The sequence below is a fragment of the Occallatibacter riparius genome (assembly GCF_025264625.1).
Classification (GTDB): Bacteria; Acidobacteriota; Terriglobia; order Terriglobales; family Acidobacteriaceae; genus Telmatobacter; species Telmatobacter riparius.
In genome coordinates, this window is sequence record NZ_CP093313.1 from 3936531 (window position 1) to 3957823 (window position 21293).

18 protein-coding genes are annotated in these 21293 nt (G+C 61.0%); 11 read left to right on the forward strand and 7 right to left on the reverse strand.

Annotated elements, in window-relative coordinates; translation table 11 throughout:
* Positions 1–61: 61 nt before the first annotated feature.
* From MOP44_RS15980 to MOP44_RS15990, 3 genes are all read right to left on the reverse strand, one after another.
* Positions 62–1840, reverse strand: a complete 1779-nt coding sequence (locus MOP44_RS15980; RefSeq protein ID WP_260791120.1) for a winged helix-turn-helix domain-containing protein — start codon at positions 1838–1840, stop codon at positions 62–64.
* Positions 1841–2076: 236 nt separating this feature from the next.
* Positions 2077–3231: a DUF481 domain-containing protein gene (locus tag MOP44_RS15985; RefSeq protein ID WP_260791122.1), complete on the reverse strand. Its 1155-nt coding sequence runs from the start codon at positions 3229–3231 to the stop codon at positions 2077–2079.
* A 113-nt stretch (positions 3232–3344) separates the two neighbouring features.
* The gene (locus MOP44_RS15990; protein ID WP_260791124.1) at positions 3345–3566 is read right to left on the reverse strand and encodes a hypothetical protein; all 222 of its coding nucleotides are present in this window, start codon (positions 3564–3566) and stop codon (positions 3345–3347) included.
* Positions 3567–3606: 40 nt separating this feature from the next.
* Between MOP44_RS15990 and MOP44_RS15995 the strand changes: the two genes are divergently transcribed.
* From MOP44_RS15995 to MOP44_RS16010, 4 genes are all read left to right on the forward strand, one after another.
* On the forward strand, positions 3607–4194 hold the full coding sequence (locus tag MOP44_RS15995) for a helix-turn-helix domain-containing protein (RefSeq protein ID WP_260791125.1): 588 nt from the start codon (positions 3607–3609) through the stop codon (positions 4192–4194).
* Positions 4195–4242: 48 nt separating this feature from the next.
* Positions 4243–5556: a sugar porter family MFS transporter gene (locus tag MOP44_RS16000; protein WP_260791127.1), complete on the forward strand. Its 1314-nt coding sequence runs from the start codon at positions 4243–4245 to the stop codon at positions 5554–5556.
* Positions 5557–5693: 137 nt separating this feature from the next.
* Positions 5694–6569 (forward strand): class II aldolase/adducin family protein, encoded by an 876-nt coding sequence (locus tag MOP44_RS16005; protein WP_260791128.1) that lies wholly within the window; start codon positions 5694–5696, stop codon positions 6567–6569.
* A gap of 105 nt (positions 6570–6674) precedes the next feature.
* Positions 6675–8810, forward strand: a complete 2136-nt coding sequence (locus MOP44_RS16010; RefSeq protein WP_260791129.1) for a VWA domain-containing protein — start codon at positions 6675–6677, stop codon at positions 8808–8810.
* Between the two features lie 64 nt (positions 8811–8874).
* Here the strand turns inward: MOP44_RS16010 and MOP44_RS16015 are convergent, their stop codons facing one another.
* Positions 8875–9444: a cupin domain-containing protein gene (locus MOP44_RS16015; protein WP_260791130.1), complete on the reverse strand. Its 570-nt coding sequence runs from the start codon at positions 9442–9444 to the stop codon at positions 8875–8877.
* 65 nt (positions 9445–9509) lie between these two features.
* On the opposite strand from MOP44_RS16015, the gene MOP44_RS16020 reads away from it, so the two are divergent.
* Positions 9510–10208: a TetR/AcrR family transcriptional regulator gene (locus MOP44_RS16020; RefSeq protein WP_260791131.1), complete on the forward strand. Its 699-nt coding sequence runs from the start codon at positions 9510–9512 to the stop codon at positions 10206–10208.
* 11 nt (positions 10209–10219) lie between these two features.
* Here the strand turns inward: MOP44_RS16020 and murJ are convergent, their stop codons facing one another.
* Positions 10220–11806 (reverse strand): murein biosynthesis integral membrane protein MurJ, encoded by a 1587-nt coding sequence (gene murJ / locus MOP44_RS16025; RefSeq protein ID WP_260791132.1) that lies wholly within the window; start codon positions 11804–11806, stop codon positions 10220–10222.
* Positions 11807–11939: 133 nt separating this feature from the next.
* On the opposite strand from murJ, the gene bglX reads away from it, so the two are divergent.
* Positions 11940–14222 (forward strand): beta-glucosidase BglX, encoded by a 2283-nt coding sequence (bglX, locus tag MOP44_RS16030; protein ID WP_260791133.1) that lies wholly within the window; start codon positions 11940–11942, stop codon positions 14220–14222.
* Between the two features lie 150 nt (positions 14223–14372).
* Here bglX and MOP44_RS16035 read toward each other — a convergent pair whose 3' ends face one another.
* The gene (locus MOP44_RS16035; protein WP_260791135.1) at positions 14373–14936 is read right to left on the reverse strand and encodes a dihydrofolate reductase family protein; all 564 of its coding nucleotides are present in this window, start codon (positions 14934–14936) and stop codon (positions 14373–14375) included.
* 374 nt (positions 14937–15310) lie between these two features.
* On the opposite strand from MOP44_RS16035, the gene MOP44_RS16040 reads away from it, so the two are divergent.
* Positions 15311–16444, forward strand: a complete 1134-nt coding sequence (locus tag MOP44_RS16040; RefSeq protein ID WP_260791136.1) for a DEAD/DEAH box helicase — start codon at positions 15311–15313, stop codon at positions 16442–16444.
* Positions 16445–16462: 18 nt separating this feature from the next.
* Here MOP44_RS16040 and MOP44_RS16045 read toward each other — a convergent pair whose 3' ends face one another.
* Positions 16463–17713: a glycosyltransferase family 87 protein gene (locus MOP44_RS16045; RefSeq protein WP_260791138.1), complete on the reverse strand. Its 1251-nt coding sequence runs from the start codon at positions 17711–17713 to the stop codon at positions 16463–16465.
* 667 nt (positions 17714–18380) lie between these two features.
* Between MOP44_RS16045 and rplM the strand changes: the two genes are divergently transcribed.
* From rplM to MOP44_RS16065, 4 genes are all read left to right on the forward strand, one after another.
* Positions 18381–18812 carry a 50S ribosomal protein L13 gene (rplM, locus tag MOP44_RS16050; protein WP_260791140.1) on the forward strand — a complete coding sequence of 144 codons (432 nt, stop codon included), beginning with the start codon at positions 18381–18383 and terminating at the stop codon, positions 18810–18812.
* Between the two features lie 114 nt (positions 18813–18926).
* Complete coding sequence (gene rpsI / locus MOP44_RS16055) at positions 18927–19322, forward strand: 30S ribosomal protein S9 (RefSeq protein WP_260791142.1); 396 nt, start codon at positions 18927–18929, stop codon at positions 19320–19322.
* Between the two features lie 158 nt (positions 19323–19480).
* Positions 19481–20341, forward strand: a complete 861-nt coding sequence (rpsB, locus tag MOP44_RS16060; protein WP_260791144.1) for a 30S ribosomal protein S2 — start codon at positions 19481–19483, stop codon at positions 20339–20341.
* Between the two features lie 228 nt (positions 20342–20569).
* The gene (locus MOP44_RS16065; RefSeq protein WP_260791146.1) at positions 20570–21226 is read left to right on the forward strand and encodes a translation elongation factor Ts; all 657 of its coding nucleotides are present in this window, start codon (positions 20570–20572) and stop codon (positions 21224–21226) included.
* The last annotated feature ends 67 nt before the right edge of the window (positions 21227–21293 follow it).

A 21293-nucleotide genomic window follows, 5' to 3' on the forward strand; every position in this document is an offset into this window, starting at 1 on the left:
CCTCGCTGCGTGCAGGCTCTTGAATCTAGGCTGCTTTACATGCACTTTTTCGTCAGCGCACTCACTGCGGCAACGGCTCGGGTGTGGCCTCAGCGATCTCTGTCGCCGCGCATTCCATCGCCTCGAGCTGCGCCCGCATGGCCTGGAACTCCGCCAGGTCATGCAGCGGTTTCAACCGCGGGTCCGAGAGCATGGCAAAGAACCAGGGGCAGCGGTCCTCGTCTCCAGCGCGAAGTTCGGCCATCGCGCATTCGCAATCGCCCAGCGCGGCATAGGCCGGCGAGGCGAAAGATCGTACTACGTAGCGTTCATGGCTGAGCCACTGCAGGCGCTCCAGCCAGTCCTCAGCCGCATTCCGATCTCCGTTGCAGGCCAAGGCGTAGGCGTGGACGGCAATCGCCATATCGAAATACGGCGTCTGCTGTGCCAGCTCTTTCGTGAGGGAGATGGCGCGCTCCGCTTCACCGTTGAATGCCAGAATCGCGCCGCCATACAGCCGGCCCGCCACGTGATCCGGACTGAGATCAAGACACCGCGCCACCTGCCGCATGCTTTCGCCGTTTTTTCCGGAGAGGTGATAAACCAGCGCCAGTTCCGCATTCAACCACGGCGAATACGGGTCCTTTTCGACCGCTGCACTCAACAATCCTGTGGCTTCGCTGAAGCGGTGGCGGCTGGCTGCAAATAAAGCGCGAATGCGTGCTTCCCACGGGTCGAATGGGCGATTGATGCCGCAATCGAACATGCTCTGTGCGGCGGTCAGGTCACGATCCACGTGGAACTTCATCCATGCCAGCGCAGGAAGAATCGCCGCGCGCGCATCCTCGTGCTCCCTCAGCGACTCGGCGATATGCTTGACCTGCTGTCCGGCAATTCGAGGCGCTGTATAGCCGAGAAGTTCCTGCGTCACGGTGGCGCGAACGATGTCCACGCGCGCCTGCAGCAGTCCCGGGTCCAACTCAATCGCGTGATGCAGGTAACGAAGCCCGTCCTGCATCCTGTGGGGCTCCGTCGACTGCCATTCGTAACGGCCGCGCAAAAATGTGTCGAACGCGCGGCTGTGGTGATCTGAACCGCTCGGTACAGACGAAGGTGTTTCGACGTTGACGCCAGATCTGAAGGCAAGCCGTTCAACAACCATCTCTTGCAGAGCGGCCGCACGATCGCGCGAGACTAATGCATCTTCCACCCAGATCTGCGTCCCGTCCTCTATGCGAATCAATTCCATGCGCAGGCGAAAATGCCGGCCCAAGATCTGCACGGTTCCCGTCAGGACCAGATCCGCCTGCAGCGCTTCACCCACCTGCTGGGCGCTCATACCTTTGTCGGCGAGCGTGAACGCTGAATCGCGCGCCAGCATTGAGAAGATCTGCGGCCGTAACGCCGTCAGCCTTGCGGTAGCATCTTCGGCTACCGCTTGTCCCATGTGCTCCGGCACGTTCGGCCCGCAGGAAAAAGGAACCAAAGCCAGACGAAGCAGCGCTGGATCGGCAGCCGTAGACATAACGTCCTTCTCCACCTCTCCGGTGAGGCGGTATCCCTGCTTGTAGATTGTCTGAATGCGGTCTTCAGCTTCGAGCCTCGCGCGCAGCGACGAGATGCATCGCGGAATGCTGTCGGCTGTGACGTGAACGTCTCCCCAAACCGTGTCGCGCAACTGCTGCGGAGTGACGATGTGGCCGGCATGCTGAAGTAGCAGCCGCAGGGCGGCAAGTTCCTTCGCGGGAAGATGCACCGGAACCTGGTGGCGGAGAAGCGTACCGTCCGGTTCGAGACAGTAGTCTCCAAACCTGAACCTGGGTCCTGTGCCTCGCGACGAGTCGACTGCAGATAGATTCATCGGAACCACACATTCCGAGATTGCGCATCCATTATCCATCCCTTCAGAGAAACGGCAACTGTCAATCTGACAGACCGATCCTGCCGCGTAACAACATGCTCAATCAGTTGTTCGACGGATCAAATTCAATGAAGTGTGTGTGTTCTATCTCACACATGTGGGGTAAAGGTGCTGGACAGTTCTTCGCAAAGCAGCCTTCGGCCGCGCATCTTTGAAGCGAGCGGCCGAAGCGGACTTCAGTACTGTGATTTGATCGCGTACGTGAGGCCCATCGTGAATTGGAAGGAGTTGCGCTTGGTGGCGGGCACCGTCGCCGGAGGGTTGTTCAGATAGCTGTCAATCGTGCCGACGGAGAATCCGAAGTTTTTGTAAGCGGTGAAGGCTACAGTATTCGTTTCGTTCGCCGAGTAAGCGCGCGGCACGTTATACGAAGGGATATAGGCAAGCTCCTGCGTGTATGTGAACGGTTTCGTGTGAAGAATGTAGTTGAACGCGAACGTAGAGCCGATCAGGTCCTCGGTGGTGCCCGTTGTCCCGGTGATGAATTGCTGCCTTTCGTATTGCACCGTGCCCTTCACGTCGGCCTCGTGCCGCGGAGTGCTGAAGAGGGTCCAGCCCAGTCCGCCGCCGTAGATCTGCTGTAGTTGCAGGTTCTGCGCGAAATTGTGATCGAAGGCGGTCTGCGCTAGCGCATACATCTTTGGCGAGAAGTATTGGTCGCGTTCCGCGTCTATGTGAAAGATGGCAGACTTGGTGGTCGGCACGCCAGGTTCAGTGATCTTGCCGTAGGAGCCCTGGAAGTCGAACATCGTGCGATTGCGCGGATCGAGCCAGTTCACAGTCGGAACCAGCCGCACCAGGCTCAATGCGCCCGACACCGTGTACTGATTCTGCGTGGCCTGCACCAGCGTTGCACCGGCGGTTGCGGCGCCATTCCATCCCTTGAAGAAGCTTGGCTCGTGGAATTGCTTCTGAATGGTTGCTGTATCCACCACGTACGCTGCGTTCGCAACCGGTATCGACGCCGGCGTTGGCGCCGCATCCGCCGCATGAAGCGTGATCGACTGGTTCGCTACGTCCACTGAGCCAGTGGGAATCTGCGCCGCCGCGCCTTTCTTGTGGCTCAGCTTCACACCCTTTTGCAGCACGCCGAACTGATCGGCAGAATGCATCTCCTTGACGTGGTCCCAGCTTACGTCCACATCGCCCAGCGCCTCCGAGTGAAACGTCACCTTGCCGCCGGCGACCTTCACCAGCTTTCCATGGAGCGTGTCGCCGTTGCTCAGCACCAGCACATCGCCGGTTGCATCGGGAGCACCTGCGCCCGCCGCTGCACCGGAGGCGAATGCGGGGCGGGGAAGTGCGGTTGCGGACACGAAAGTAAAAAGCACGATGGCAATGTAGATAGAGCAAAAGCGAGAAACCTTAAGCAAGCAGTTCATCGGCACTTTCCTTTTAATGAGGTAGTGAGGTGGAAAACGGGGGGAAACCGACCTTGGGTCGATCACTTTGATGCAAAACCTGCCTGCAACCGTTGCAGGCGGAATACGTTACAAGCATGTGAGCCGGCCCGGCGCATTGCATCTGCAAAAAGCAGCAGTTCTTCCCGCAAAGTGATGAAGCGCACTTGAAGGTGCAGAAATTCTTCAGAATTCCCTCCAGATATCGGCTCCGCGCCTGGTGCATTCTGCCGGAAGAAAGGCTGAAAGCCAATGCCGAAATCCATCTCGTATGCTGTGTGGTCGCTCCAAACTTATGCCTTGGGAATGAAACTGCGGGCGCTGCGCACCAGAAAGCGCCTTACCCTCTCGCGGTTGGCAGCCGAGACAGGCCTCTCCACCGCCCTGCTCTCCAAGCTCGAAACCGACCGCATGATTCCCACCCTGCCCACGCTTGCCACCATCTGCCGCGTCTACGGCGTAGGGCTCAGTTACTTCTTCAATGAGCCGGAACGGCACGCGCTCTCCATAACCCGCAAAGCCCACCTGCAGGGAAACGCCCGCAGCTCTGACACTGCCCGCACCATCCCTCTCACCGCGCCGGGCCAGGGTGCCCGGATGCATGCCGAAATGGTCGAAGTTACCTCGGCCGCACCGCTCTCGCTGAGCGAACCAAATGACGAGACCTGCGGACTGATCTACGTCATTGAAGGCAAACTGGAGTTCAGCGCCGGCGGCATGAACGAGCTGCTCGAAGCCGGCGACTGCGCCTACATTGAGAGCAATATGACGCTCGCTTGGAGCACCAGCGGCAAGCAGCGCTGCCGCGTCCTCATCGTGAAGCCGCCTGTCGAAGCAGGAACTCCGCCCCGGGAACACGCGTCGCACTATACGACCGCAGAGCCTCCCCGTTAGGATGGTCTGGTTCCAACAAGGACGGGCATGCGACCTAACCTGAATCTGATGAAGGCCACCCTGACCGGTGCGCTCGGCGGACTTCTCTTCGGCTTCGATACTGTTGTGATTGCGGGCGCTATCGATGCCCTCGTCAACCTCTATCACCTGAGTCCGCAGTATAAGGGGTTCACTGTTGCCATCGGCCTTGTCGGCACCGTCATCGGCGCGCTCGGCGCGGGACAGATCGGGCAGCGCCTGGGCAGTCGCGAAACCCTCCGGCTCACCGCGATCCTCTACGTCATCTCCGCCGCCGGATGCGCCTTCGCCTGGAACTGGGATTCCTTCCTCGTTTTCCGCTTCATTGGCGGCCTCGGCATCGGCGCTTCCTCCGTCCTCGGCCCCGTCTACATCGCCGAGCTCTCACCTGCCAAGTGGCGCGGCCGCTTTGTCGCACTGTTCCAATTCAATGTCGTCTTTGGCATCATGCTGGCTTACATGTCGAACTACGTCATCCGCACCATGCACCTGGGCGCAACCGAGTGGCGTTGGCAGGTGGGCGTCGCCGGCGTGCCGGCGGTCGGCTTCCTCATCATGCTCTTCGGCATTCCGCGCAGCCCGCGCTGGTCCGCCTCCCGCGACCGCATCGACGAAGCCCTTGAGGTCCTCCGCCTCATGGGCGACCCGGACCCCGAAGCCGAGCTTGCCGACATCCGCTCCGCGCTCAACGAGGAACACGCCACCGCCCACGAGCGCGTCTTCCAGTTCAAGTACCGCTTCCCCCTCTTCCTTGCTATTTCGATAGGCGCGTTCAACCAGCTTGCCGGCATCAACGCCATCCTTTACTACATCAACGACATCTTCGCCTACGCCGGTTACAGCACCCTCTCCGGCGATCAAAAGGCCATCGCCATCGGCGCTACCAACCTCCTCTTCACCATGATCGGCATGAGCGTCATCGACAAACTCGGCCGCAAGACGCTGCTGCTCATCGGCGCGGCCGGAACCGCCCTGTGCCTTGCCGGTGTGGCTGGCATCTTCGCCACTCATGCCCACCAGGGCATGCTCGTCTGGATCCTCGTTACTTACATCGCCTTCTTCGCGCTTTCCCAGGGAGCCGTGATCTGGGTTTACATCGGCGAAGTCTTCCCCACCTCCGTCCGCTCCAAGGGCCAGGGAGTGGGTTCGGCCAGCCACTGGTTCATGAATGCCGCCATCGCGATGGCATTCCCCATCGTGGTCAACTCCATGAGCCCGGCTTCGCCTTTCATCTTCTTCGCGGTGATGACAGCCGTGCAGTTCTTCACTGTCCTGTTCTTCTATCCGGAGACGAAAGGCCAGACCCTGGAGGACCTGCAGCGCAAGCTCGTCCACGCTGGTTAAGCCTGTGAACCTACATTCCCTTGGGAACCCCGGCGCCCATTTTTGACGATGGGCTTTGGGAAGGGAGACACAACCCAGGGATGCAGCCGTGATCCAAATCACGTCCCTGAACGCCTCTCCCGACGTATATGTAGGGTGTGAGCCCAGTTCGCGAACTCGATGCCACGCAGGTGAGGGAAGTGGTGGAAGCAGCGCTCAGCGTCCTGCGCGAACGCGAGCCCGTGCACGTCTCCCCCTCCGTTGCCGTCAACTCCTTCGAGGCTGATGGCCTGCGCGCCGAGATCATCGCCGTAGGTCGCAAGCTGTGGGAGCGCAAATACGTTGACGGCGCAGGCGGCAACATCAGTGCGCGTCTCAACTCCGAGTACGTGCTCTGCACCCCCACCATGCTCAGCAAAGGCGACCTGCAGCCGGCGGACATCTGCCTTACCGACCTCGAAGGCAACATCCTCGCCGGCGACCGCCTCCGCACCAGCGAACTGCTGCTGCACCTCGAGATCTATCGCTTCAACCCACGCGCCCGCGCCGTCGTGCATTGCCATCCGCCGCATGCCACAGGCTTCGCCCTCACTGGCTCCGCTCCGCCCAACGGATACATGTCGGAGTTCGAGTTCTTCATCGGCCCCGTTGCCGTAGCGCCATACGAGACCCCCGGCACCCCTGGCTTCGCCGAGACCATCCGCCCCTTCGTGCACGACCACAACACGATCCTGCTCGCCAATCACGGTATCGTCTGCTGGTCTGACACCGTCACACACGCGGAGTGGCTCGCTGAGATCCTCGAGACCTACTGCACCATGTATCTGATCGCGCAGCAGGTCGGCCGTCCGCTGCTGCCCATCTCCGAGCCGAAGATGCAGGAACTGCTCGCCGCCAAACGTCGCCTCGGCTGGCCCGATGCGCGATTTAGTCCCTTTGTAGAGCCGCCGTCCCCTCCTGCCAACCCGACTGATCTCGATCACCTGGTCGAGCGCGTCCTGGCCCGCCTCGATGCGCGTGACTGCTTGCGTTAGCCCCTCGCTGACCCTCAACTATCTTCAAAATACTCGTACCCGCGTGAAGCAATCTTTAGTCAAATCAGTGTTTGCCGACACTGATCTGGGCTGGACCTTCGGATAATGAGACTTCATAAAAGCAAGTTGGGCTCCTTGCGACTGAAGATCGCTTTACATGTTGTCTTCATTGCCCTCCAGATTGGGTCCATCGCCCTTCGTTCAGGCGGAGCGCAGGCACAGCCCAACCTCAATGGACGTATCACTCTGGACGTAGTGGTCACCGATGCCGCAGGCAAGCCCGTTTCCAGCTTGCAGTCTCGAGACTTCCGCATCTTCGAAGATGGTGCCGAGCGGCAGATCGCCACGTTTGCTGGACCCGACCTGCATGCGCGGGCCCAGAATGCCCCCACGCAGATGATCATCGTCATCGACTCTCTCAATAACGGGTTCACTGAGATGGGCTTCATGCGGCAGGGACTGGTGAGGTTTCTCCGTGAGAACGATGGCCGCCTGGGGCAACCCACTACGATTGCCCAACTCACTCCCTCCGGCATGAAGATCCTCTCTCAGCCATCGCGCGACGGCAACGCGCTGGCCAACATCGTGAACGGACTCGGAGCAACAGTTAAGCCGCGCGGACTTGATGTACTTGAACTATCCCTCAACGCTCTGGTCGCACTGGCTACCAGGGAGACAGGCGTACCGGGACGAAAGCAACTGGTCTGGCTCGGTCCTGGATGGGCTACTCCGCTGCCACCGCAGGGGGCGTTCACCAAGGCCGATGTACGCGACCAGCGCACCTACTACGCGGTCGCAGTGCAAATTGCAAAGCTACTGCGGGCCGCACGCATCGTGCTTTACGGCGGCTATTCGGGTGGCGAGTATTACAGGCGTGATTATCTGAAACCGGTGAAAAAGCTATCGGACGTGGATGCCAGGGCGCTGGCTCTGAATGTCCTGGCCATCAAGAGCGGCGGCAGAGGGGAACTGCCGCAGACCAATCGCGATAGCGTAGTCGCCGACATGTTGGATAACTTCGCCGCCGAAGCCAACACGTTCTATTCACTTTCGTTCGATCCGCCAAAGCATGCAGCCAACGAGTACCACGAAATCCGCGTGGCAGTGAACGGCGCTGGACTGACCGCACGCACCATCATCGGATACTACAGTGAGCCGGAGAACCCCTCGCCTGAGCCCGCAGTGCGCGCGACGGCCCCCGAACAAAGTCCTTCGGCAGACGAGCATACTGTCCGGAAGTTCGTCACTGTGGCGGAACTCATCGCATCACTCGACGCGCTGAAGGGCCAAAGCGACGCCGTCGCGGCCCGCGAGATCGAGCATCTCCAACTCACTGAGCGATTGAGCAGCGCAAAGTTCGCTTCACTCAGCAGCCTGATGCCCGGAGAAAAATCGAAGGCGGCATTGACGGCGCTTGTGGACTCATCTGTATTTCTCATGCCGCCGGCTAACGAGATTCCAGCTCTTGCTGCGCCTGATCTGGTCGCCCAACGACGGATCGTTTCCCTTGCCGTGAACTACCTGGGCCAGGTTGTTCCGAAGCTGCCGAACTTCTTTGCCCGGCGGACAACGGTCCGCTTTGAAGGCCTCCAGACCGTCGCCAAGAACGGAGCTGCTCCACAGGACCATCCTCCACTCCGCCGGGCGAATGAGGAGACAGTGACCGTTCTTTATCGCGATGGAAAAGAAGTGGTAGGCAACGGTCGCGACAAGGCCGATGCGCGGCAAACCGAGCTTGTCACGCGAGGCATCTTCGGCCCGGTGCTCTCAACGGTCGTCGTGGACGCTTCCCACGGGGACATGAAGTGGAGTCACTGGGAGACCGGGCCAAACGGGGCGATGGCAGTATTCGCATACAACGTGTCGGAGGCCCAATCGCATTACCAGGTCTCTTCCGCGGCTCTCTTGAACACCAGCGGCAGTACGGCTGGATTCATTACGGCATATCACGGAGAGATCGGGATCGACCCCGCATCGGGAACGATCCTGCGATTGGCCCTTCAAGCGGACCTGGCTCCCGGCCCGCCCCTGGATCGCGCCGACATCATGGTGGAGTATGGCGCAGTGGAGATCGGCAGCAAGGACTACATCTGCCCCTTGCGCAGCGTGTCATTTTCGTCTGAGGGATCGCCTGCGAAGAACGGCGGCCCTGCGGGCACGCGGTATGCAACTCGCCTGAACGATGTCGTGTTCGACAACTATCACGTCTTCCGCTCGGACATGCGAATCGTGCCGGAATAGGCCCGTTACCTCCGCCGGGACTTGCGCCGAAGCGGAAGCCACATCGACCTCCGCCTTGTTTTCTCTACTTGGGCGCCGGCCCCAGCGACACGATATCGCACCGCGAACATATCTTCTGGAACTCCGCAATGAACTCGGGACTTCCGGGCGTTGTCCGCTTCAGCAACTCATCCATCGCCGGAAACATTTGCTCGAATCCCGCCGGAGCGCCTGTGCCGATCACGTGCACCGGCACGTTCCCTCGATTGCCTTGGGCATGCGGCTTCCCGCGCGGCATCACACCCAGCGAACCGGGCCCGAGTTCGTGCCACCTACCATCGGTGTAGAGCGACAAAACTCCGTCGAGCACGTAGAACTGCTCATCGGTATTGGGATGGTAATGGTAGTGCGTCATAAATCCGGGATCTTCCCGGAACCGGCCCATCCACCAGGTCCCGTTCGTGTTCTCTCCCGTAGCCATTAGCCGGGCCTCGCCGCCGCCCGCCAGTTTGTAGATCCGCGCATCCTCGGGGCCCGCGATCATCAGCGGCATCCCTCCCATCGGCTTCACATCTCCCATCGCAAGTGCCTCCTTTACCGGCGCTGCTCCCAGCGCGGCGATCGACGACATTTCCAGAAATCTCCTTCGGTCCATGATGCTCTCCTTGTTTAATTGCACATGTGTGCAATAACTGCACGCATGTATAATTAGCAGCATCGATGGCCCGCGTCAACAAAAATCGTCCGCAGCCCCCCGCACCTCCTCCGGAGCCTGCAAGCTCCGGCCGCGTAGCCCAGCGCAACCGCACACGTGCGGCCATCATCGACGCCACAATGCAGCTGATGGCGGGCGGTGCCACGCCTTCCATGTCGGAGATAGCGGCCGCTGCTCAGGTGTCGCGGCGCACGCTTTACATGTATTTCCCCACGCTCGAGCAGCTGCTCATTACTGCCACACTTGGCGCGCTCACCCGCGATACGATCGATCACGTGCTCGCCGGGTTTACCTCTCATGACCCTGCGCAGCGTGTCGAGGAACTCAGCCGTGCGCTGGGTGCTTACTCATCGCAGTCGATGCACCTGGGGCGCGCCCTGATCCGCCTTACTGTGGAGGGAACAGAACCCGCAGCGGGTGGGCCGCGGCGCGGCTATCGCCGTGTGCAATGGATCGAGCACGCTCTTGCCCCAGCGCGGCCGCTGCTCTCCGCAGACGAATTCGAGCGTCTCGTCTCTGCTTTGTGCGTTCTCATTGGCTGGGAACCCATCATTGCACTTCACGACGTACGCTGCCTCAACCAGAAGCAGACGGACGATGTACTCGCATTTGCGGTCCGCGCCGTAGTCGAAAAGGCCCTGAGAGAAGCGACGAAACAGCCCCGCCAACCGAACCAACGTGCGTCCCGCCGCGGACAAAGTTGATGTCGGCGGCGTTACCGCCGCCGACCCAGCAATCGGTTGATCGCGCCCATATTGCCGATGCCCATCGCCTGCGTTACGCCAAGGTAGAGCGCTCCATAGACCGCCAGCACAACCGGCCCCACCAGCCGCGGGTCATGGAAAGGAAGCAGCCGCCTTATTCCCACCCCCGCTAGGCCAGCGCCAATCGCCACTGCCCACAGCCGCACGATCCTGCCTGCGCCCGAGGGAACCTCGCCAATGCGCTTGTGCATACCCCGCCGCAGCAGCAGGAACTCCAGCCACCCAGCGATTCCCGCCGACAGCGTCAGTCCCGCCGTCCCCCATCGCTGATCGATTCCCAGCATCCTAGGCAGCGGAAGCGCGAACAAATACCCCAGCCCCAGCGTCAGCGCCACGCGAATCATCGCGAAGTTCAGCGGCGTCCGCGTATTTCGCAGCGCGTAGAACGCCGACGAATACAGCCGCCCCGACGTCGACGCCAGCAGTCCCACAGCCGAGCACGCCAGCACGCCCCACACGAACAGCACATCTCTATGCTGGAACTGGCCCGACCGATAAATCAGCGCAACAATGACATCGCCCAGCAGCACAAAACCCACCGCCGACGGAATCACGAAGAACGCAATCTGCTGCAATCCCGCCGTCAGCCTCTGCCGAAGCGCCGCGGAAATCTCGCTCCGCGAACCCAACTCGGCAGACATCGCTGGCAGCTCTGCAGCCGCCACGGCCATGCCGAACAAACTCACCGGCAGCGTGTACAGCGTCTGCGCGTAACCCAGCGCCGACACCGCGCCAGTCCCTAGAAAACTGGCCAGCCACGAATCGATATACGCGCTGATCTGCACCACGCCGCGGCTCAGAAACACTGGGAAGAAGTTCTTCGCCACCGTCCGTACATGCTCGCCCGCATGCAGCCGCACCCGCAGTGGCCAAAGGAACTTCAGCACCGTGGGAACCTGCGCGGCAAACTGCAGCCCGCTGCCCACCACGGAGCCCATCGCCAGCAGCACAATCAAATCCGCGCCGCGATGACGCTGGCCGCCCCACAGCAGCGTGGCGATCATCGCCACGTTCCACATCACCGGTGCAGCGTACGACAAAAAGAATTTGCGGTGGCTGTTCAGAATTCCCAGGCACCACGCCGACAGCACCAGCAGCGCCGCTCCCGGAAACAGAATCTGCACCAGCTTGATGGTCAGCAGCCGCTTGTCACCGTGAAAGCCCGGCGCGATCAGGTCGATCAGCCACGGCGTGGCGAAGATCCCCACCACCGTCAGCACACTGGTGAGCAGCACCAAAATCACGAAAACCGCTTCCGCGAGTTGCGACGCCTCTTCGTGCCTGTCTTCCGCGTTCAGCCGTGCATACACCGGGATGAACGACGCGGACAGCACCCCTTCGCCAAACAGATTCTGCAGAAAATTAGGAATGCGGAACGCTGCCCGGAACGCGTCCGCCGCGTCGGTGTTGCCGAAATAATGCGCAAATACGCGGTCCCGCACCAGCCCGATCAGCCGGCTCAGCAGAATGCCCGAAGCCACGGCCATCGAATGCGCCCGTGTAGAGGATTTCTTAATCGATGTAGATTGCTCGCTCAAAACACGATTATAGAGAGGAACCGTCAGCCGTATTCCGCCCTGCGCCAGTCACCTGATCACTTGACCACCTGACCACTGACAACCCCACCCCTGCCGCCGTATTCTCTTGCTTCACTTTCAGTGAGGCATTCGCATGTTTCGAAAAACAGCGCTCATTCTTCTTGTGCTCGCAACCGTCGCCAAAACCTACGGCCAGGCCATCAGCCGCGACGAATCCGAGCAACGTGCTCAGGCCCTTCTCAAGCAGATGAATCTTGATGAAAAGGTGGGTCAGCTCAATCAATCTGCAGGCATCCAGATGCCTATGCTCGGATCCGAAAAGCCTGACACCCTCATCGAGCAGGGCCGAGTCGGCTCCATCCTCTGGCTCACCAACGTGAAGGAGATCAATCGCCTGCAGCACATCGCGGTTGAGAAATCCCGCCTCCACATTCCCATCCTCTTCGCATTCGATGTCATCCACGGCTATCGCACGGTGTTTCCGGTGCCGCTCGCCATGGCCTCTTCGTGGGACCCGGGTGTTGAGGAGCAGGCACAGCACTTCGCCGCGCAGGACGCCCGCGCCGCCGGCATCGAGTGGACCTTCACCCCCATGGTCGACATCGCCCGTGATGCGCGCTGGGGACGCATCGTCGAAGGCGCAGGTGAAGATCCTTACTTGGGCAAAGCCATGGCCGCCGCCCAGGTGCGCGGCTTTCAGGGCGATCAACTCGGCCCCGACTCGGTCCTCGTCTGCGTCAAGCACTTTGCTGGATACGGCGCTGCAGATGGCGGCCGCGACTATGACTCCTCGTACATTCCCGAAGAGCTCTTCCGCAATGTCTATCTCGCTCCGTTCTACGCGGCGGCGAAGGCAGGCGCCGGCTCCTTCATGTCTGCTTACATGGACTTGAATGACGTCCCTGCCAGCGGCAACAAGTGGCTGCTTACTGACATCCTCCGCAACGAGTGGGGCTTCAAGGGCTTCCTCGTCTCCGATGCCTTCGCGGTGGGTAGTCTGCAGGTTCACGGCTACGCGAAGGACCCCAGCGATGCCGCTTACAAAGCCATCACGGCCGGCCTCAACATGGACATGGCGAGCCAGACCTACACCAAAAATCTCGCCCAGCTCGTAAAGGACGGCAAGGTCACCGAAGCCCAGATCGACGCAATGGTGCTTCCCATCCTCGCGGCCAAATATCAGCTCGGCCTGTTCGACCATCCCTACGCCGACGAATCAAAGGTCGAAGCCACGCTGAACCGTCCCGAGGGCCTCACCCTCGAGCGCAAGCTGGCCGCGCGTTCCATGGTGCTGCTGAAGAACGATAAGCAGACGCTGCCGCTCAAGACCTCGATCAAGAAGATCGCGCTCATCGGTCCTCTCGGTGACTCTACCCACGACATCGAAGGCGGCTGGACCGTCGAAGGCCTCTTCGGCAACGGCTCCAAGAGCCACCCCGTTACCCTGCTCGCCGGCCTCAAGAACAAGCTACCCAACGCGCAGATCTCCACCGTCTCCGGCCCCGAGCTCTCGCGCGTCTTCCCGGGTCTTCTCGATCAACTCGCCGGTAAGAAGGTACTGCCCCCGCCCACCCCGCAGGAGACGGCCGACTGGATCGCCAAAGTCAAAGCCGCCGCTTCTGACGCCGACCTGGTCGTCGCTGCCATGGGCGAAATCGCCAGCATGAGCAGTGAAGCTTCATCGCGCGCCACGCTCGACCTCCCTGGCATCCAGCAGCAGATGCTTGAAGCTGCAGTCGCCACGGGCAAGCCGGTTGTGCTGGTGCTGCTCGCCGGCCGTCCCCTCGACATCCGCTGGCCCGCGGAGCATGTGCCCGCCATCCTTGAAGCCTGGTATCCCGGAACCGAAGGCGGCAACGCCATCGCGGACGTCCTCTTTGGCGATGTGAATCCCGGAGGCAAGCTGCCCGTGAGCTGGCCGCGCGTAGCCGGCGCCGAGCCCCTCTACTACAACCACAACCTCACTCACGAGCCAGAAGACCGCCCGCAGTTCACCTCGCGTTACTGGGATATCCAGTCCAAGCCGCTCTACCCCTTCGGATACGGCCTCAGCTACACAACCTTCAAGTTCGCAAACCTCAAGCTGAGCCAGGCCAGCATCGGAACCGACGGCAGCACGCAGGTTTCGGTCGAAGTGACGAATACAGGCTCGGTCGCGGGAGATGCTGTCGGACAGGTCTACATCCACCAGCGCTGGGGATCGGCTTCGCGCCCCGTGCGCCAGCTCAAGGGCTTTCAGCGCGTAGCCCTCCAGCCCGGCGAAACCAAAACGCTGACCTTCCCCCTGGGCAAGGATGAGCTCGAGTTCTGGAGCCCGCAGACCAAGAACTGGGTGGTTGAGCCAAGCACGTTCGACGTATGGGCGGGTGAGGATTCCACCGCCCCCCTCCACGCCGAACTGACCGTCACGCAATAAACCTCCCGTGCCCCGTCCTGTCGACATCTTTCTGTCGACAGGGCGGGAAACCACGAACCACACCCAGCCGCTAGAGCGTTCCCGCACTAACCGAGGGTGCCCCATTTCTCGAGCAGTCTCACCGATCGAGAAGTGGGAAGCCACAAACCCTCACCCCTTCGTCGCCGCATAGTGCAGTTCCACAAACCCATTCTTATAAGCCGTCACATTCTTCAAACCCCACCTGCTCTGCTGCATCTCCCCGAACAGCCTCAGCCCATCCCCCAGCAAAACCGGCGCCACAGTCAAACGAATCTCATCCACCAGCCCCAGCTCAAGAAATCGCTGCGACAACATCGCCCCGCCCACCAGCCAGATGTTCCTGAATCGCGGCGCAAGCCTCTCTTCCAAAAGCGCCTTGAGATCGCCCGAATAAAACTCGACACTCGCCCGAGCCGAGGTCAACTCCCTTGAAGTCACCACAACCGTCGGCGTATCGCCATACACCCACCCCAGCTCCAGCGCATGCTGATACGTATGCGAGCCCATCACATAGCAATCGATGGTCTTCACGAACGCCTCGGCCTCTTCAGTTGAAACCGTAGCTCCCGCCTCGTAGACAGCTCCGGAGTCCTCCAGCCACGAGACGCTGTTGTCCTTCCGTGCGATAAACCCATCGAGACTCGCAACCATATGCAACGTCACGCACATTCCGGCATCTCCCAAGGTCGTCATCCCCTCCGGCGCGAATTAAAACAGCTTCTGTGATACCATCAAGTTACGCTCAGTTGTTTGGTCGTGAGCGGCGCGGTAAGCGCCAACACAGAATTTCCCCCAAGCCCCTACAGCGTAACCCCAAGAGCAGCCGGTGATGTTCCGGTCTGCATGAGTTCTTCCGCCGCATTCGTTTTGCGCGGGTTGGGGTAGTCGCCGGCAGCGTTGCCGTGCGGCTGTTCACAGCGTGGGTCAGCTTCAGCTCCGCAGACACGGATGCTGCTTCCTCTTACGCAGATTGCATAGTTCGGCGTGTGCATACATGTGCGCCGGCAAACTCGGGTTCCACGTGTGGCCGTTCGGGAAATGGGCCGCCGGAACTCCAGGATCCTATTTTGTCCAATCAGTTTTCTCAGTTCTCCATCTCGCCGGCGCTGCTGGCGAAGCTCAACCACAACAAGTTCACCACCCCCACGCCCGTACAGGCCGGGGCAATTCCGCCCGCTCTCGAGGGCCGCGACGTGCTCGCCACCGCCCAGACTGGCACCGGCAAGACGCTGAGCTTCCTGCTTCCCATTATCGAGATGCTGCAGAAGACCCCCGAAAAGACCGCCAACGCGCTCGTCCTGTTGCCCACGCGCGAGCTCGCCATGCAGGTCGAAAAGGCGTACCGCACCATCCGGCCGAGCGCTAACGACATGGTCGCGCTCGTTGTCGGCGGCCTCGCAGAGGGTCCGCAGCTCGACACCATTCGCCGCGGCGCCCGTCTCATCGTTGCCACCCCGGGCCGCCTTGAGGACTACATCAAGCGTCGCCTCGTCAAGCTCGACAACATCAAGATGCTTGTCTTCGACGAAGTCGACCGCATGCTCGACATGGGCTTCCAGCCCGCCATCGCACGCATCTGCGCCGAGCTTCCCAAGCAGCGCCAGACCCTGTGCTACTCGGCCACGCTTGAAGGCCAGGTGAAGGACGTCGCGCAGAAGTACCTCACCAACCCGGTCCGCATTGAGATCGGCAATGTCTCCAAGCCAGCCGAGAGCGTTGACCTGCGTGCCTTTGAAGTCACGAAGGAGAACAAGCAGGAACTGCTCGAGCACCTGCTCGGCCAGGACCAGGGCAGCTTCCTCGTCTTCGTGCGCACCAAGCACGGCGCCGATCGCCTCGCCCACCGCCTCAGCCGCTCCGGCCACGCCGCCACCCAGATCCACGGCGACCGCTCCCAGTCGCAGCGCAACTCTGCACTGCGCAGCTTTACTGAGGGCAGGCACCGCGTGCTGGTAGCCACAGACGTCGCCGCCCGCGGCATCGACGTCAAGAACATCGCCCACGTGGTCAACTACGACCTCCCCAAGCTGGCCGAAGACTTCGTGCACCGCGTGGGCCGCACCGGCCGCGCCTCCCGCAAGGGCGTAGCCAGCACCTTCGCCATGCCCGATGAGAAGCGCGAACTGCAGAAGATCGAAAGGGCGCTTTCGATTCAGATGAAGCGCTACCGCGTCCGCTCGGCTGAGACAGCCGTGGCCTAACGGGAAGGGAACAGCAAATTAGAGAGCCGGGGCAGAGATGCTCCGGCTTTCTGCTTCTATGCTGCCGCGCGTCGCGTAGAGATACCACACCAGCCATGCGGGCGTGGTCCACATGAAGTACGGCGTCTTCATCTCCACGCCGGCCAGCAACTCCAGCAGGGCCGCGCCGGCAAAGAACGCAATTGGCACCAGCGATCGCTTGCGCTCAACCGCGGTGTACACACCGGCCAGCAATGCCGGCAGCAGCATGCATTCGTCCGTGAGGAACCCATAAGGCGCGCACATCGCGGCCACCAGCAGCACAATCATTCCGTGGTCGCCCCAGTTCCACTGCTCGCGGCGCGTCCAGAAGTACCAGCCGGCCCATGCGCATGCCAGGATGAGCGGTACGAACTGAATCCACGTGCTATGCGGGCTGATGGCAAAACGCAGCGCGACACTTAGCGCTGGAATGCGTTCCGACGCGGCCTCGCCCGCGCGCATGAACGAGAGGTACTGATTCACCGCCTGTGGATCGATAGCGAGAGCAATGCCCAGCGCCGCAGTCACTGCCCCGACGCATCCCACAGCCACGCGCCACTTACGCGCAGTCACAATCCAAAGCGCCAGCACAACGCCGACCGGCACAAACAGATGCGGCTTGAATGTGCACAACAGCAGGGCTGCGCCCGCCAGCATCGGCCGCCTCTGTTCAGAGTACAAAAACAGAACCACGCCCAGCAGCAGAAACATCCCAAATTGGCCCGCCATCAGGCACGCCAGCGCCGGCGCAAAGCCGATCGCTATCAAGTGGTACGAACTCCCCGGCTTGCCATGCATCAGCCAGACCAACCAGATTGAAGCGCCAAAAGAACCTATCAGCAGAATCAGCCACGCAATGAGCGCGACCTTGGGGCTGACTAGACCCAGCGGTGCCACCAGGGGAAGCGCAACCGGAGGATTGCGCATCACCAGCACCATCGCATTCCGATCCCGCCCGGCGTTCACCTCGAGTTGCCGCACCGCCTCAGGATCGTACGGATTCCCGCCCTGCACGGCCAGGCTTCCGGCCGCCCAATAAGAAATGAAGTCGCGCTCTGCTGCGTTGCGGTCGCTGAGCCCCATCACGAAGAGCGTCAGCACATACCCCACGCCCGCCAGCAGGATCGCACCCGCGGCTACTTTGCGGCCAACGGACGATTTCCCGCTCTGCTCGTCCGCCGTAGATGAGGTGGCGCCAGCCAGTTTGACTCCCTCGGTGCTGCTCGTATTGGTCTGTTCAGAGGACATCCCTTAAGACTCGGCCCGCAAATGCCCTCGTTCAATATGGGCGCTTGAGGACTGGCTTGTGAATGTTTCCGAAGTAACAAAAGTAGCAAAAGGAACATGTTACGCAAAGCACAATCCGAATGCGCCTGCGGATTCCACTAGGATTCTCATTGCCGGGCTGCTTTACCCGGCGGATCAGGTCTGCGCTGGCCCCCACCGAAAAGGCGTGTCCAAGTCGCCGGAGCTGAAAATGTGTACCCGATCAATGCCGGAGGCCCAACACCGATACCGATCTCGCGCATCCTGCGGCCCATCTCGCCGAAGTGTCATTTCGTTGACTCCGTACCGCAAATCGCGTATTCTGGAGTCCTTGTGCGGTGTTGCGCCTGGGGTCTGTGTATGTAGTCCCGGACCCGGCTGATAGAGCCCCCTCCCAAGGGAAGTTCCATCAGCGCAGGCCACCTTCTGTTGAATCCGCGAATCACGGGAGTCAGCAGAGCCAGGAGCCCAAAGAGGGCAAACCCCGCAGCCTTGGGCGTACCCAGGGAGCTATCCTCACCCGAACAGGTTTGTTTGGCGAGTGGGTGCAGTTTTAACCCGTGCATTTTGCATGGGATCACGCGCTTTGCGCGACGTATTTCGCGGCCGGCTGTGGGCTCGGTCAGGAAGTGTTAGAGGCAGGAGAAAAATGTCGACCTTTGTTCCGAGCGGCAAAAACATTGACCGCAAGTGGTATGTGGTAGATGCCAGCGGCCAGACTCTGGGCCGGCTGGCCACCAAGGCTGCCAGCGTTCTGAGCGGCAAGCTGAACCCCCAGTATGTGCCGTACATTGACATGGGTGACCACGTCATCGTGATCAACGCCGATAAGGTTCGCCTTACCGGCCTCAAGAGCCAGAGCAAGGTCTATCGCCGCTACACCGGCTTCCCCGGCGGCCTTCGCGAGGAGTCGTTCACCCGCCTGCTCGCCCGCAAGCCCGAGAAGATCCTCGAAGAGGCCATCAAGGGCATGCTGCCCAAGACCAAGCTCGGCCGCCAGATGGGCACCAAGCTGAAGGTCTACCGCGGCGACAAGCACCCCCACGACGCGCAGAAGCCCGTCGCGCTCGAAGTGGCGTAGACGCCGGCAGCTTGTAGCCGGCAGCCCGTAGCTGAATATAGCGGGCCACGAATGATTGAAGTTTCAAGGCGAGCTAAGGGCTACAGGCTCCTGGCTCCAGGCTAAGAGGATTGAATGGCAGATCTGGTTCAGTATTACGGAACGGGGCGTCGCAAGTCGGCGATCGCCCGTGTCTTTCTGCGCCCCGGAACGGGCGAGTGGAAGGTAAACGGCAAGGCTTTCGACGTGTACTTCGTCACCGAGCAGCAGCGCGCCGCAGCCAAGAAGTCGCTGGCTGTCGTTGAGATGGCTGCAAACTTTGACGTGGTCACGACGGTTCGTTCGGGCGGCGTAGCTGCCCAGGCCGACGCAGTCAAGATGGGCGTCGCCCGTGCACTCATTGAGTTCAATCCCGAGCTGCGCAAGGCGCTGAAGGCCGAACTCCTGCTCACCCGTGACGCTCGCGTCAAGGAACGCAAGAAGTACGGACAGAAGGGCGCCCGTAAGCGGTTCCAGTTCTCGAAGCGCTAAACCGCTTCAGCTATCCGCCGGTAGCCTGTAGCCCGTAGCTCCAGTTCTGAGCTTCAAGCTGCGGGCTCCAAGCTACCGGCTCAACCTATCTCCCGCATAAGCGGGTTAAATTCGGGCGCTGGCATCGACCACCCGGATGCAATCCACGAAGGAGGCCAATGGCCACGATCACAATGAAGGAGCTGCTCGAAGCTGGTGTTCACTTCGGGCATCAGACCAAGCGCTGGAACCCCAAGATGAAGGAATACATCTTCGGCGAGCGCAACGGTATCTACATCATCGACCTGCAGAAGACGCTCAAGCTGTTCAAGGATGCGTCTAAGTTCGTTACCGATCTGTGCGCCGGAGGCAAGACGATCCTTTTCGTCGGCACCAAGCGCCAGGCCCAGGATGCCGTTGCTGAAGAAGCCGGCCGCGCGGGCATGCCCTACATCAACAACCGCTGGCTCGGCGGCCTGTTGACCAACTGGGTGACGGTGCAGAAGTCGGTGAAGCGCCTTCAGGAACTCGATGACATGGCTACCGATGGCCGCTACGACCTGCTGACCAAGAAGGAAGTGATCCGCCTCGAGCGCGAGCGCAAGCACCTTCAGGCAAACCTGGCCGGCATCAAGAATATGAAGCGACTGCCTGACGCATTGTTCGTGGTCGACTCGAACAACGAAGCTATCGCCGTGAAGGAAGCCCGCAAGCTCGGCATCCCGGTGGTCGCCGTTGTCGATACGAACTGCGATCCGACCGTGGTCGACTACGTCATTCCTGGCAACGACGACGCCCTGCGCGCCATCCGCCTGTTCACCTCGAAGATCGCCGACTCGGCTGCCGAGGGCGTGAACCTGGTGGGCGACAAGATGTTCGCCGAAGAGGCTCCCGCGGCTCCGGCCGATGAGACGGCGGCGGAAGCTACCTCCACTGAGGACATCGACCTCGAGACGGCCCTCGGCAGCGGCATCCGCAAGGCGCCCGCAGCCGTCGCCGCCCTCATGGAAGAGGCCGAGGCTGCCGAAGGCGGTCATTAATACTCGTCTGCGCATAACGCGTGCATGATCGAAAGCGTGGCCGCGCAGTCTTCGGGGCCACGCTTTTTCTCTGCGCGGCAGAAGTCTCGTAACACGGCACGACTGGTAGGCCAGGGCTGGTAGGTCAGGGCTTCAGCCCTGACAATCCGCAGGCAGGATGATTAATGATGGGGCCTTAGGCCCCTGCGGGAATCCAAAGGCGATTGACCCGAGATTAGGAAAAGAGAGATGACAGTGAGCGAGAAGAAGATCGACGCAAAGATGGTAAAAGAGCTTCGCGACATGACCATGGCTCCCATGGGCGACTGCAAGAAGGCGCTCGAGGAAGCCGGTGGCAACATCGAAGAGGCTGTGGTGGTGCTGCGCAAGCGCGGCATGGCCTCGGCGGCCAAGAAGGCTGCCCGCTCCACGAACGAAGGCGCCATCGGCACCTACATCCATGCCGGCGGCAAAATCGGCGTGCTGCTCGAACTCAACTGCGAGAGCGACTTCGTGGCCCGCACTGAGGACTTCAGCGACCTGATGAAGGACATCGCGATGCACATCGCCGCCAGCGATCCGCGCTACGTGAAGCCCGAGGATGTCACCCCCGAGGACCTCGAGCGCGAGAAGGAGATCTACCGTGCCCAGGCTGCCGCTACCGGCAAGCCCGCTCCGGTGATCGAGAAGATCGTCGATGGCAAGATGGCCAAGTTCTATGAGGAAGTCTGCCTGCTCGAGCAGCCCTTCATCAAGGAGCAGTCCATCTCCATCAAGGAACTGATTGCGCAGAAGGTCGGCAAGCTCGGCGAGAACATCACGATCCGCCGCTTCGCCCGCTTCAAGGTTGGCGCGCCCGACTGGACCGTCGCCCAGACCAAGGCCGTCGAAGCCGCTGCCGAATAACCTGGATCCCAATCAACACTCAAAAGGCCCGGAGCAATCGCTCCGGGCCTTTTGCTTTGCAAACAGC

Coding starts and splice junctions, on each gene's coding strand:
- rpsI (WP_260791142.1), top strand. CDS start 18,927: ATGGCAGATCTGGTTCAGTATTACGGAACGGGGCGTCGCAAGTCGGCG.
- MOP44_RS16020 (WP_260791131.1), top strand. CDS start 9,510: ATGGCCCGCGTCAACAAAAATCGTCCGCAGCCCCCCGCACCTCCTCCG.
- MOP44_RS16065 (WP_260791146.1), top strand. CDS start 20,570: ATGACAGTGAGCGAGAAGAAGATCGACGCAAAGATGGTAAAAGAGCTT.
- bglX (WP_260791133.1), top strand. CDS start 11,940: ATGTTTCGAAAAACAGCGCTCATTCTTCTTGTGCTCGCAACCGTCGCC.
- MOP44_RS16045 (WP_260791138.1), bottom strand. CDS start 17,713: ATGTCCTCTGAACAGACCAATACGAGCAGCACCGAGGGAGTCAAACTG.
- rplM (WP_260791140.1), top strand. CDS start 18,381: ATGTCGACCTTTGTTCCGAGCGGCAAAAACATTGACCGCAAGTGGTAT.
- rpsB (WP_260791144.1), top strand. CDS start 19,481: ATGGCCACGATCACAATGAAGGAGCTGCTCGAAGCTGGTGTTCACTTC.
- MOP44_RS16010 (WP_260791129.1), top strand. CDS start 6,675: ATGAGACTTCATAAAAGCAAGTTGGGCTCCTTGCGACTGAAGATCGCT.
- MOP44_RS15990 (WP_260791124.1), bottom strand. CDS start 3,566: ATGGATTTCGGCATTGGCTTTCAGCCTTTCTTCCGGCAGAATGCACCA.
- MOP44_RS16015 (WP_260791130.1), bottom strand. CDS start 9,444: ATGGACCGAAGGAGATTTCTGGAAATGTCGTCGATCGCCGCGCTGGGA.
- MOP44_RS16035 (WP_260791135.1), bottom strand. CDS start 14,936: ATGACGACCTTGGGAGATGCCGGAATGTGCGTGACGTTGCATATGGTT.
- MOP44_RS15980 (WP_260791120.1), bottom strand. CDS start 1,840: ATGAATCTATCTGCAGTCGACTCGTCGCGAGGCACAGGACCCAGGTTC.
- MOP44_RS16000 (WP_260791127.1), top strand. CDS start 4,243: ATGAAGGCCACCCTGACCGGTGCGCTCGGCGGACTTCTCTTCGGCTTC.
- MOP44_RS15995 (WP_260791125.1), top strand. CDS start 3,607: ATGAAACTGCGGGCGCTGCGCACCAGAAAGCGCCTTACCCTCTCGCGG.